Source organism: Falsiroseomonas sp. RANM36, assembly GCF_056682175.1.
This window is the reverse complement of the sequence record NZ_JBWXTD010000003.1, coordinates 1,532,998-1,544,760: the sequence shown is the minus strand read 5'-3', so window position 1 is coordinate 1,544,760 and position 11,763 is coordinate 1,532,998. Positions and strand designations below refer to the sequence as shown.

The window sequence follows — 11,763 nt, the reverse complement described above, 5'->3', positions numbered from 1 at the left end:
GCGGGGGGGGGCGGCGGGCGGCCGGGGGGGGGCCGCGGGGGGCGAGGGGGCCGCCGGGGGGCTGGGCGCGGGGCGCGGGCGCCCGCCCGCCGATGGAGGGCAGCCGGGCGCGGTGCGGCGCGAAGCGCGGATGCGATCGCAACAGGCCCGACGCATAGGGATGCAGCGGCCGTTCCAGCAGCGCGTCCACCGGCGCATCCTCCACCACCTGCCCGGCATACATCGCCACGATGCGGGAACAGCACTCGCGCACCACGCCGATATTGTGCGAGACGAGCAGCAGCGCGGTGCCGCGTGCCGCGACCTGGCGCATCAGCAGGTCGATGATCTGCGCCTGGATGGTGACGTCCAGCGCCGTGGTCGGCTCGTCGGCCACGAGCAGCCGAGGCTCGCAGGCCAGCGCGATGGCGATCATCACGCGCTGGCGCATCCCGCCGGAAAGCTGGTGCGGATAATCCTCGGCACGGCGCGCGGGCAGGGGGATGCCGACCTCGGCAAGCGCCTCCACCGCCCTCGTCCTGGCTGCGGCGGGCGACAGGCCGGTGTGTGCGCGCAGCGTCTCGGCGATCTGCTCGCCCACGGTGAAGACCGGGTCCAGCGCCGTCATCGGCTCCTGGAAGATCATGCTGATGCGACGGCCGCGCAGACGTCGCAGCGCAACCTCCGGCAGGTTCAGGATGTCCTCTCCGTCCAGCCGCACGCGACCGCTGGCGCGGAACAGTTCCGGCGGCAGCAGGCCGAGCAGCGAGAGCCCGGTCAGGGTCTTGCCGGCACCGCTCTCGCCGACCAGGCCCACCGCCTCGCCGGGCGCGATCGCGAAGGAGACATCCTCCACCACCGGCAGCCAGTCGCGCCCGGCGCGCAGCGCCAGGCCAAGCCGGTCCACCTGCAGCAGCGGTTCACCCACGCCCGTCAGGAGGCCAGCCACACCTGTTCGAAGCGTGGCCGGCCCGCGAGGTTCGGCACGTAGTTGCGCACGCGGCGCGACAGCGCCGTGATCTCCGGCTCGAAGGCCAGCGGCAGGGTCAGCGCGAACTCGCGCTCCAGCCGCAGCACGCGCGCCATCGCCGCGCGGCGCTGGTCGAGCAATTCCACCGTGCGGCTGGCGGCGATGGCCTCGATCAGCTCGGGCGAGGGCACGGCGCGCCCGATGTTGAAGGCGGAGCTGGGGTGCAGCAGGAGCTGGTAGGTCAGCGCCGGATCGGGGCGACCGGTCCAGTTCGCCAGGCGGATGTCGCCGACGCCTTCGCGCCAGGTCTGCAGCGTGGCGGTGAGGGTGCCGGTGGTGCTGGTGAGCTTCACGCCGACGCGGTCGAGGAAAGCGCTCAGGATCTCGATCCGCTGCGCGTTGAGCTGGTTGGAGGCGTAGCTGGCATTGATGGTGAGCTGGCCCGGACCGAAGCCGGCCTCCGCGATCAGGCGCTTCGCACGGTCGGGATCGTAGGGGTATTTCGAGGCTGCCTCCGCATCGTAGGCCCAGAGGCCTTTCGGCACATGCAGGTCCGCCGGCGCGCCCACGCCGCCCAGCACGACGCGCGCATAGGCCGCGCGGTCGATGGCGAAGTTCAGCGCCTGGCGCAGCCGGATGTCGTTCAGCGGCGGCTTGGAGAAGTTGATGTAGCACTGCTGCAGGCGGAAGGTGTCCTGCACGCTCGCCGTCACGTCGCTGGCACGCCGCAGGCCCGGGATCTGCTGCGCATCCACGTTCAGGCTGATCTGGTTCTGCCCGGCGCGCACGGAGCGCAGCCCGGTGGTGGTGTCCGTGATGATCGGCATGACGATGCCGTCCAGCAGCGGCTCGCCCGGCTTCCAGTAGCGCTTGTTGCGCTGCACCACGATCTCCGCGGCGTCGGTCCAGCGCACGAACTGCATGGCGCCGGTGCCGACGGGGTTCCGGCCGTAGTTCTCCCCGCGCTCCGCCAGCGCCTTCGGCGAGGACATCATGCCGGCCCGGTCCGTGAAGATCATCGGCAGGGTGGTGTCGGGCTGGCGCAGCTTCAGCACGACGACATGCGGCGCGGCCACCTCCACTTCCGCGACCGAGGCGATGTCGGCCCGCACGGTGGAGCGCGGGTTTGTCATCATGTGGGCGAAGTTCGCCTTGACCGCCGCCGCGTCGAAGGCCTCGCCATCGTGGAAGGTCACGCCCTGGCGCAGTTCCAGCACGAGCTGCGTCGGCGATTCGAAGCGCCACGCCGTCGCCAGAGACGGGCGGGGCGCCAGCGTCGCCGGGTCGTAGTCCACCAGGCGGTCATAGAGCGTGGAGAGTACCGCATGGTCGCCGCCCTGCCCGCCGACATGCGGATCGAGGCTGGACGGGTTGGCATCGATCACCGCCCGCAGCGTGCCGCCACGGCGCGCTTCCTGCGCCGCGGCGCCCGATACCAGGCTGCCGGCGAAAAGGCTCGCCAGCGTGGCCCGACGGCCGAGGCGGGGCGCCCCAGAGACGAGGGTCATGATGTCTCCTCCTGCTTCCGTCGGAGCCTTGCCGACCCCGCTCTGAACCAAATCATCCGGAGACGCGGCAGGAAGGGCGCTCAGCGGCCGACCATGTCCCGGATCACCAGGCCAACCGTCCCGTCGCAGCGTTCCCGGAAGGCCGCGTGGTCGCGTCGCGCAGGGCGAGGCGGCGATCGGGCGGGAAAAGGATGCGGCTGCCGCCTGCGATGCGTGCCGGCATCGCACTGCGCGCACTGGCTCGCATCGGCGATATCACGATCCAGGACAGGCCATCGAACGCCGCGGATCGAGAGCCGCGGGCAGCGGCTCTCCCTGGCCTGTCGCCGCCAACACCCTCCTCACCGTTCCTCCACATTGAATCGTTTTCTCCCGGGAAGCCTAGCGCAGCCGCCGGGCGGCCGGCAACCGCGACCTCGACCGCGATGGCACGTCGCGCTTGCGCCCGATGCCGACGCCGCGGCCGCCACGCTCCGGCCACGCTCGCGCGCGTGACCGCCACGCGCCCCGTGCTGCCACAACACGTGTTGCCACAAGAAATGACGGGATGCGGCAGCAGCGACCATCACGAACTGCACCAGGACCGCCTGGCGGCGGCAGTCGGCGAGCGACGTGCCGCGCGGCAACCGCGAACGCGCGCCTGCGCGTCGTCGTGGCCTATACCGGGGAACGGCTTCCTGCGTTCTCTGCCTGACGGTTTCCCCGCGATCCGCTTCGACTGCCACGAGGCCACCGAGACCGGGCCGGCGCATGCCGCGCAGTGTGACGCCGTCATCAGTTTCGGCGGCGGCTTGGCCGCTGCGCCGGCCGGACCGGTGCGTGCCCGGCCGCGCGATCATACCGAATGGGTAGGCCCGAACCGTCACCCCTGTCCTTTCGAGAGCTACACGAGGTGGGGCCGGAATGTCCTACACTGTATCCGATAGGGCCGAGGAGTACGCGACATGGAACGAGACGAAACCAGGGAAAGCGTGGAGACAGAGCGTCGCCGCTTTCTCGGGCAGTGCGGCAGGTTCGCGGCGGTCACCCCGCCCGCCATCACCATGCTGCTCTCGACCTCGCTGACCTCGGACGCGATCGCCTCCAGCAGCGGGGGTGGCCGCAGCGCCGGCGGTGGAAGCATTGGCAGCGGGGGTGGATTCGGCCGCGGCGGCAACGGCAACGGCAACAGTGACCACAGCGGCAACGCGAACGGGAACGGCAACCGCGGGGCCAACGGGAACGGCAACGGCAACGGGAATGGCAACCGCGGGGCCAGCAGCAACGGCAACGGGAATGGCAACCGCGGGGCCAGCAGCAACGGCAACGGGAACGGCAATCGCGGGGCCAGCAGCAACGGAAACGGCAATGGCAACGCTAGCCGCGGGGCCGGCAATCGGGGCTGACGCCCATGCCGGCGGCGTTCGCCGGCCCGCACGTCGTGGTCTGCTCGGGGGAATCCCCATGGGCGGGTGAGATCGCCACCTCCGATGCGATCGCGTTCGAGCGCGCCGGGTGAAATGGTCGGCGCCGATCCGCGGATGGGGCGCGCTGCCGTGGACATGCCGGACGAGCAGGCGGGAGAGAACGTCGCGGCGCCGCGGTTGGCCGTGGTCGGTGGGGTGCGCTTCGAGGTCGTCGCCGGCCGCAACCTCCTGTTCAGCGCAGCCGGCCAGTCCGTCTTCGAGATCAACGACACCGCAGCCCATCTGTGGCGCGCCATCGAGGATGGTCGGGAACCGGCAGCCATTCAGGCGGAACTCGTGCAGCGGGGCGTGCCACCCCCGACGGCGGAAGCCTACCTTCATGCCGCCATCACGGAATGGAGCCGCCTCCGCCTGGTGACGCCGTTGCCCGGATCATCGGGCGGCGGGGCCGGCGCCGTGGCGCCGATTCAGGACATCAGGGTGGCGGGTGTCATCGCCCGGATCCGGCATGCCGCCAGCCTGGCCGACAGCGTCGCCCCGGTCTTCGCGCATCTCGAGACCGAGGGGCAGAGGCACGATGTCATGCTCGACGTCGTCGAGCGAGGCGAGCAGGTCGAGGTGTTCCGGGATGGCGGTCCGGCATGCCGCTGCGCCCGCGATGAAGTCGCCACGATCCTCAAGGCGCAGATCCTGGACGAGGTCCTGGAGAGGGCTGGCTATGCGCTTGCGCTCCATGCCGCGGCACTTCTTCGGAATGGCCGGATGCTGCTGCTCGTCGGGCAGCCGGGCGCTGGCAAGACGACCCTCGCGCTCGCGCTGGTGCAGGCGGGCTTCGGCTTTGCCGGCGACGACCTGGCGCTGCTGGATCAGGCCGGCCAGGTCATGGGCGTTCCCTTCGCCCCGGCCGTGAAGGCCGGCGCTTGGAGCCTCCTGGGCGCCTGCCGCCCCGATCTCCTGGACAGCCCGGTCTTTCGCCGCCCGGACGGGATGCTTGTGCGCTACCCACGGCCGCAGGGGCTGGCAGCGTCCGCCGCCCATCCGGTCGGCTGGCTCGTGGTCCTCCACCGGCGTCCCGGCGCGGCCGCTGCGCTGATGCCGCTCGATGCGGCGGACGCCCTGCGCTGCATGCTGCAGGACGCCTTCACCTGCGATCGCCGCCTTCACGCGGCTGGCTTCACGGCGGTCGCGCGGTGCCTCGACAAGGCGGGGTGCTTTCGCCTCGTCTACTCTGCCCTGGGGGATGCGGTTGCGTTGCTGCAACGCAACTGCCGGTGACCCGCGCTGCCAGCGCCTTCGATGGCCTGGTCGCCTGTCTCCGCGGCGAGCCGCCGCCCGCGGCCGACTGGTCGGGCGTCTTCCGCCTCGCGAACCGGACCCTGCTCTCCCCCGCCGTCTTCGCGGCGCTCGTGAGCGCCGCCAGGCTCGATGTCCTGACGGAGGAGGGGCGGGCGTATCTCGGGTTCCTCCACGCACGCAACGAGGAGAGGAACCGGCGCCTGCGCGCGCAGCTCATCGAAGCCGTCGGGGCGCTCAACGGTGCTGACGTCAGGCCGGTGCTGCTGAAGGGGGCGGTGCGGCTGTTCTGCGATCAGGACGACCGCCTCGGCGCACGGATGACGAGGGATCTCGACGTCGCCGTCGCGGCGCGGGACCAGGCGGCGGCGAGGGAATGCCTGCTGGGCCTCGGGTATCGCGATGTCGCGGTCGGCCGTGGGATGCAGCGCCCGCAGGATGTCGGAACGCTCGAACTGCGCCCGTATCGCGCGCCGCCCATCGGCGCCCGGCTGCCGCCCGGGCTTGGCACCCGGAAGCTGGTCCGGCGGGCGGCGACGCATGCGTGGATCCCATCATCCACGCAGCGGGCGCAGCACTGGATCCTGCACGACCTGATCAAGGAGGGCGACTACTGGCGGGGTCGCATCGACCTCCGTCACCTGCACGACCTGGCCGAGCTTGCCCGGCAGGAGGGCGACCTGGACTGGACGGGCCTGCAGGACAGCATGCCGGATCAGGCTTGCCGCAATGCTCTCGATACGCAGTTGTGGACGCTGCATGTCCTGTTCGGCACCGACATCCCGCCGGAGGTGCGGGGGCGGATGATCGTCCGCCTGCAGCACTGGCGGCGGATTTTCACGGCCAGGCATCCCGTGGCCGGCGCACCGCTGCGCCTGGCCGGAAACCTCGCCTGGGGCATGAAGCGCGTCGCCGCGCTCGGCAGTCTGGCCGAGCTCGGCACGCCGGCCGTTGCACGCCGTGCGCTGCGAACCGTGCTCGGCGGCAGCGGCGTGAAGCTCTGATGCCGGGCGGCCGTTCCGGCTGCCGGCGCCGCGCGAGGCCGCGGCCGTCGATCGCATCGCCTGCGGGATCTCGGACGTGCCCGCGGCCCACCCTCGGCCATCCGGACGGGCCGCAAGGGCGCTCACCCCATGGCGCCCCCGGCCAGCGCATGATCCACGCCGCCGAGGATGTGCTCGGCGAGAACCTGCCGCGCCGCCGCCGCATCCCGCCGCAACGCGCAGTCGCGCAGCGCCTGGTGCTCGCGCATGGCGATGTCGCCGCGGAAGCCGAGCGCCAGGTTCTGGTACCGCAGGTAGCGGTCGAAGACGGCGGCATGGGTCGCCATCAGCGTGCGGGAGCCGCAGGCGGAGATCAGCGTCTGGTGGAACTGCGAGTCGAAGCGCCGCCAGGGCTCCATGGCGCCCTGGTCGCCGGCGCGCAGCCGCTCCTCCATCTGCGAGAGCTTGTGGTGCGCGGCGACGATGCGCGCCTCCCACTCGACGTCGCCGGCACGGAAGGCATGCTCCAGCGCATGGCCCTCGAGCAGCAGGCGCAGGCCGGCGAGTTCGCGCAGGTCCGTGGCGGAGAAGGGCGTCACCTCGAAGCCGCGCTGCCCTTCGGCGAGGATCAGGCGCTCGGCGGTCAGCCGGCTCAGCGTCTCCCGCAGCGTGCTGATGCCGGCGCCGTAGCGGTCGCGCAGCCGATCCAGCTTGAGCTTCTGGCCCGGCGCCAGCACGCCGGAGAGGATGTCGGCGCGGATCAGCCGATAGGCCCGCTCGCCGGCCTGCTCCGGCGCCCCGCTGCGGATCGGCGCGGTGCTCATCGGCCGCCGGCCCGGCGCGCGCGGGTGGCGCCGGCGTCGGGCGCGGCCGGCGGCGAGCGTCGTCGGTTGGCCGAGAAGGGCGCGAGCGCACCGGTGCGGATAACATGGTCCACGCAGCCCTGGACATGGTCCTCCAGCACCCGGCAGGCGCGAGCCGCGTCGCGCGCCAGCGCGCAGTCGAGCAGCGCCGCGTGCTGCTCGGCCGCGACCGTGCCGCGGAACACCACCGCGACCATCTGGTAGCGCAGGTAGAGGTCATAGGCCGCGCCATAGGTCTCGAGCAGCGCGGCCGAGCCGCAGGCGGCGATCAGCAGCCGGTGGAATTCGCGGTCATGGCGCTTCCACAGTTCATGGTCGGTCGCCTCGCCGGCAAGAAGGCGGCGCTCGAGCACGGCGAGCTTGTGGTGCGCGCCCACGACCTCGCCTTCCCAGTCGAGGTCGCCGGCGGCGAAGGAAAGCGCGATGGCGTGGCGCTCCAGCAGCAGGCGCAGCGCCGCCACCTCGCGGAATTCCTGCGCGGACACCGGCGCCACGGCGAAGCCGCGCTGGCCCTCGGCGACCACCAGCCCTTCCGAGGCCAGCCGGTTCAGCACCTCGCGCAGCGTGCCGGTCCCGACGCCGTAGATCCGGCGCAGCCCATCCAGCCCAAGCTTGCTGCCGGGCGCCAGGCGCCCGAGCACGACATCGGCGCGGATCCGGCGATAGGCCGCCTCGCCGCTGCCGCCAGCCATCTCCGCGCCCCTGCCGTCCTGCCTTGGGGTCAAGCGATCTGCCCTCCTCGCTCCGCCGCGGAGGCGGAGCGCGCTTCATCCTATGTTCGGCAAAATAGCGGATAATCCCTGGAATGACTATTGATCAACCGATCCGCTGCCACTAGCGTCCGCCCAGCCGCGCGGCCCCTTGGCCGGCGCGACCAAGCATGTCTCGCAAAGGGAGGACGCGCATGCGAGCGCTCATCGGACGTCGTGCTGCCATCGCGGGCGCCGCGGCGCTGGCGGCAGGGGCCGCGCTGCCAGCCGGCGCCCAGGCGCGCCGGCGCCTGCGCTTCGCCGCGGTCTTCTCGGACCAGGACATCCGCGCCGAAGCCATGCGCGGCTTCGCGACCGACCTGCAGGGCGAGCTCGATGTCGAGCTTCACCTCAACGCCTCGCTGTTCCGCCAGGGCACGGAGCTGGTCGCGCTCCAGCGCGGCAACCTGGAGATGGCCAACATCGCGCCGCAGGACTTCTCGCGGCAGATCCCGGCCTGGTCCGTGATGACCTCCGCCTACCTGTTCCGCGACGCCGACCACATGCGCAAGGTCTTCGCCGGCGATGTCGGCGCCGAATTCAAGAAGATGGTGCGCGACCAGCTGAACGTGCAGATCCTGGGCCCGCTCTACTTCGGCACGCGACAGGTGAACCTGAAGCCGCGCCGGCGCATCGCCACGCCGGCGGACATGGCCGGCCTCAAGCTGCGCATGCCGCCGGGCGAGGCCTGGCAGTTCCTGGGCGAGGCGCTCGGCGCCAACCCGACGCCGGTCGCCTTCGCCGAGCTCTACACCGCGCTGCAGACCGGCGCCGTGGACGGCCAGGACAACCCGCTGCCGACCAGCCGCACCATGCGCTTCCACGAGGTCACCACGCAGTTCGTGCTGACCAATCACCTCGTGGCCTACGACCTGCTGTCCGTCTCCGCCCGCTTCTGGGATGGGCTGCCCGCCGCGCAGCAGCAGAAGATCCAGGCGGCCGCGGACAAGGCGATCGATCTCAGCACGCGGCGCCATCTCGAGCAGGAGCAGGAGATGGTGACCTTCTTCCGCGGCCAGGGGCTCGAGGTCTACGCCCCCAATGTGGACGCCTTCCGGGCGGAGGCGCAGCGCCGCTACCTGGCCTCCTCGCTCTCGCAGAGCTGGCCGAGCGGCATCCTGGACCGCATCAACGCCGTTCGCTGACGCGCGCCGATACGGGACACGCGCGGCGTGCCGGGACGCACCGTGCCCCGAGGCGCGCCGATGACCTCGCTTCCACGGCGCGCCCTCGCCTGGGGCCGGCGGCGGGCGGAAAACCTGCTCGCCGCCCTGCTGGCGGCGATGTTCATCGCCTTCGTCGTGCAGATCTTCATGCGCTACGTGCTGAACGCCCCGGTGGGCTGGACGACGGAGGTTTCGACGCTCGCCTGGGTATGGGGCATCCTCTGGGGCGCGGCGCTGGTGCTGACGGAGGAGGAGGAGATCCGCTTCGACCTCCTCCATGGCGCGGCGCCGCCGGGTCTGCGGCGGATCTTCGACGCCATCACCGGGACGGCGGTGGTCGCGGTGTTCGCCTGGTCGCTGCCCGCGGTCTACGACTACGTCACCTTCATGAAGGTGGAGCGCTCCACCTATCTCGGCATCCGGATGGACCTCCTCTACTCGGTCTATCTTGTCTTCGCGGTCGCCATGATCATCCGCCATGCCTGGATCGTCTGGCGCGCCGTCACCGGCCGGGCGCGCGCGACGGGTGAGGGCGCGTGAGCCTCGACAGCCCGTTCTCGCTCGCGCTCGGCGCGATCATCGGCCTGTCGCTGCTCGGCCTGCCGATCGGCCTGTCCATGATCACCGGCTCGATCATCTATCTCGCGGCGTCGGGCCAGGACATGTCCATCGCGGCGGAGCAGCTGCTCAACGGGCTGAACGGCAGCTACATCCTGCTCGCCGTTCCGCTCTTCATCTTCTCGGCCGGGCTGATGAACGCGGGCAGCATGACCGACCGTCTGCTGCGCTTCTGCAACATGCTGGTCGGCCGGTTCCGCGGCGGGCTCGGCCATGTGAACGTGGTGCAGAGCGTGATCTTCGCCGGCATGTCCGGCTCCGCCATCGCGGATGCCGCGGGCAGCGGGAAGATCCTGATCGACATGATGAAGCGCGGCGGCGCCTATCCGGCGAGCTATGCGGGCGCGATCACCGCGGCGACGGCGGTGATCGGGCCCATCATCCCGCCCTCCATCCCGATGGTGCTCTATGCGCTGATCTCGGATTCCTCGATCGGCTACCTGTTCCTCGGCGGCGTGGTGCCGGGGCTGCTGATGGGCCTCGCGATGATGGGCATCAACAGCTGGATGGCGCACCGGCACGGCTTCCCCGTGGCGGAGCGCGTGCCGCTGCGCGAGCTGCCGCGCCTGACCTGGGAAGCGCTGCCGGCGCTGCTGATGCCGGCGATCCTGCTGGGCGGCATCTATGGCGGCGTGATGACGCCGACCGAGGCGGCCGCGGTCGCCGCCGCCTATGCCTTCCTCGTCTCCACGCTGCTCTATCGCAGCATCTCGGCGCGCGAGGTGTATCGGACGGTGCTGGGCAGCGCCCGGTCCACCGCCGCGATCGGCATGCTGATCGCCGGCGCGCTCGCCTTCAACTACGTGATCGCCAGCGAGAACATCCCCGGCGCGATGCGCACGCTGCTCGCCGGCTGGGAGCTGTCGGACTGGCAGTTCCTCATCGCGGTGAACCTGATCCTGCTCGTGCTCGGATGCCTGCTGGAAGGCAGCACCATCCTGCTGGTGGTGGTCCCGGTGCTGATTCCGGCGGCCCAGGCGCTCGGCGTGGACATGGTGCATTTCGGCGTCGTGGTGGTGGTGAACCTGATGATCGGCCTGATCACGCCGCCCTACGGGCTGCTGCTGTTCATCGTGGCGAAGCTGTCCGGCAGCTCGCTCGGCGCGGTGGTGCGCGACACGCTCCCCTTCATCGCCGCGCTGCTGGCGGCGCTGATGCTGATCACCTTCGTGCCGGAGCTGGTGCTCTGGCTGCCGCGGCAGCTCGGCTACCAGGGCTGATGGCCGTCTCCGTCCACGAACCGCATCCCGACGAGGTGCCGCCTTGACGCGAGCGATCCATGTGCTGAACGGCCCGAACCTGAACCGGCTCGGCAAGCGGGAGCCCGAGATCTACGGCCGGACGACGCTGGCCGAGATCGAGGCGATGTGCCGCGCCGCCGCCGGCGGCGACGCCGTCGTGTTCCGCCAGACCAACTACGAGGGCCAGCTGGTGGAGTGGATCCACGAGGCGACCGACGACGCCGCGTCAGGGATCGTGATCAACCCGGCGGGCCTGACCTTCAGCTCCATCCCGCTGATGGACGCGCTCAAGATGTTCAAGGGCCCGGTGATCGAGCTGCATATCTCCAACGTCCATCGGCGCGAGCCGATCTACCACCGCTCGCTCGTCTCTCCCGTCGCGACCGCGGTGATCGCCGGGCTCGGGGCGCGCGGCTACCCGACCGCGATCCGCGCGCTGCGCGAGATGCTCGACGACATGGCGGCGGGCTGAGCGGCGTGGCGCGGCGCGACCATCCGGCGCGGAACGCAGGGCGGAGCCATCCGCATGCAGGCTGAACGTCGCGGCACGCTGCTTCTCGGCCTGATCGGCAGCGGCATCCAGGCCTCGCTCTCGCCGGCGCTGCACGAGCGGGAAGGCGCGGCGCAGGGCCTGCCGATCACCTATCGGCTGATCGACCTGGATCGCCTCGGCCTCGGCCCGGATCGGCTGGAGGAGCTGCTGACCGCCGCGCAGCGCATGGGCTTCGCCGGCCTCAACATCACCTATCCCTGCAAGCAGGCCGTGGTCCCGCTGCTGGACGAGCTGTCGGAGGATGCGCGCCGGCTCGGCGCGGTGAACACCGTCGTGCTGCGCGAGGGGCGCCGGATCGGCCACAACACGGACTGCTCCGGCTTCGCGGCGAGCTTCCGCCGCGGCTTCGCGGATGTGCGCCGCGAGCGGGTCGTGCAGCTCGGGGGCCCCCGGGGCCCCGGCCCCGGGGGGCGGGGGCCGGGCAGCCGCAGCGG

The 11,763-nt window shown here is 71.4% G+C and carries 11 protein-coding genes and 1 pseudogene; 8 read left to right on the top strand and 4 right to left on the bottom strand.

What is annotated here, in order from left to right; translation table 11 throughout:
* A partial coding sequence (locus AC1MIR_RS12310; RefSeq protein ID WP_480028442.1) for an ABC transporter ATP-binding protein occupies positions 1-907 on the bottom strand: 907 nt, incomplete at its 3' end.
* Positions 908-912: 5 nt separating this feature from the next.
* Positions 913-2,457: an ABC transporter substrate-binding protein gene (locus AC1MIR_RS12305; protein ID WP_480028441.1), complete on the bottom strand. Its 1,545-nt coding sequence runs from the start codon at positions 2,455-2,457 to the stop codon at positions 913-915.
* Between the two features lie 944 nt (positions 2,458-3,401).
* Here AC1MIR_RS12305 and AC1MIR_RS12300 point away from each other — a divergent pair.
* The 3 genes from AC1MIR_RS12300 (at position 3,402) to AC1MIR_RS12290 (ending at position 6,160) form a co-directional block, all read left to right on the top strand.
* Positions 3,402-3,842 (top strand): hypothetical protein, encoded by a 441-nt coding sequence (locus AC1MIR_RS12300; RefSeq protein ID WP_480028440.1) that lies wholly within the window; start codon positions 3,402-3,404, stop codon positions 3,840-3,842.
* 156 nt (positions 3,843-3,998) lie between these two features.
* Positions 3,999-5,138: a PqqD family protein gene (locus AC1MIR_RS12295; RefSeq protein ID WP_480028750.1), complete on the top strand. Its 1,140-nt coding sequence runs from the start codon at positions 3,999-4,001 to the stop codon at positions 5,136-5,138.
* The gene (locus tag AC1MIR_RS12290) at positions 5,072-6,160 is read left to right on the top strand and encodes a nucleotidyltransferase family protein (protein WP_480028439.1); all 1,089 of its coding nucleotides are present in this window, start codon (positions 5,072-5,074) and stop codon (positions 6,158-6,160) included. The genes AC1MIR_RS12295 and AC1MIR_RS12290 overlap by 67 nt, the downstream gene beginning before the upstream one ends.
* Positions 6,161-6,282: 122 nt before the next feature.
* Here the strand turns inward: AC1MIR_RS12290 and AC1MIR_RS12285 are convergent, their stop codons facing one another.
* Together AC1MIR_RS12285 and AC1MIR_RS12280 are read right to left on the bottom strand one after the other, a co-directional pair.
* Positions 6,283-6,963, bottom strand: a complete 681-nt coding sequence (locus AC1MIR_RS12285; protein ID WP_480028438.1) for a GntR family transcriptional regulator — start codon at positions 6,961-6,963, stop codon at positions 6,283-6,285.
* A complete protein-coding gene (locus AC1MIR_RS12280) occupies positions 6,960-7,727 on the bottom strand; it encodes a GntR family transcriptional regulator (RefSeq protein WP_480028437.1) in 768 nt (255 codons plus the stop codon). The genes AC1MIR_RS12285 and AC1MIR_RS12280 overlap by 4 nt, the downstream gene beginning before the upstream one ends.
* Before the next feature lie 179 nt (positions 7,728-7,906).
* Here AC1MIR_RS12280 and dctP point away from each other — a divergent pair, with 179 nt between their 5' ends.
* The 5 genes and pseudogenes from dctP to AC1MIR_RS12255 all read left to right on the top strand — a co-directional run.
* On the top strand, positions 7,907-8,896 hold the full coding sequence (dctP, locus tag AC1MIR_RS12275) for a TRAP transporter substrate-binding protein DctP (RefSeq protein ID WP_480028436.1): 990 nt from the start codon (positions 7,907-7,909) through the stop codon (positions 8,894-8,896).
* Positions 8,897-8,956: 60 nt separating this feature from the next.
* Positions 8,957-9,457 carry a TRAP transporter small permease gene (locus AC1MIR_RS12270; RefSeq protein WP_480028435.1) on the top strand — a complete coding sequence of 167 codons (501 nt, stop codon included), beginning with the start codon at positions 8,957-8,959 and terminating at the stop codon, positions 9,455-9,457.
* A complete protein-coding gene (locus AC1MIR_RS12265) occupies positions 9,454-10,755 on the top strand; it encodes a TRAP transporter large permease (protein ID WP_480028434.1) in 1,302 nt (433 codons plus the stop codon). Before AC1MIR_RS12270 ends, AC1MIR_RS12265 begins: the two co-directional genes overlap by 4 nt.
* 43 nt (positions 10,756-10,798) lie before the next feature.
* Positions 10,799-11,248, top strand: coding sequence for a type II 3-dehydroquinate dehydratase (locus AC1MIR_RS12260; RefSeq protein WP_480028433.1), 450 nt, complete (start codon positions 10,799-10,801; stop codon positions 11,246-11,248).
* Positions 11,249-11,302: 54 nt separating this feature from the next.
* Positions 11,303-11,763 (top strand): annotated as a pseudogene (locus AC1MIR_RS12255) (hypothetical protein); the annotation flags it as partial.

What these genes read in the sequence shown, in the direction of transcription:
- AC1MIR_RS12305 (WP_480028441.1), bottom strand. Translation starts at nt 2,457, where the DNA reads ATGACCCTCGTCTCTGGGGCGCCCCGCCTCGGCCGTCGGGCCACGCTG.
- AC1MIR_RS12300 (WP_480028440.1), top strand. Translation starts at nt 3,402, where the DNA reads ATGGAACGAGACGAAACCAGGGAAAGCGTGGAGACAGAGCGTCGCCGC.
- AC1MIR_RS12295 (WP_480028750.1), top strand. Translation starts at nt 3,999, where the DNA reads ATGCCGGACGAGCAGGCGGGAGAGAACGTCGCGGCGCCGCGGTTGGCC.
- AC1MIR_RS12285 (WP_480028438.1), bottom strand. Translation starts at nt 6,963, where the DNA reads ATGAGCACCGCGCCGATCCGCAGCGGGGCGCCGGAGCAGGCCGGCGAG.
- dctP (WP_480028436.1), top strand. Translation starts at nt 7,907, where the DNA reads ATGCGAGCGCTCATCGGACGTCGTGCTGCCATCGCGGGCGCCGCGGCG.
- AC1MIR_RS12270 (WP_480028435.1), top strand. Translation starts at nt 8,957, where the DNA reads ATGACCTCGCTTCCACGGCGCGCCCTCGCCTGGGGCCGGCGGCGGGCG.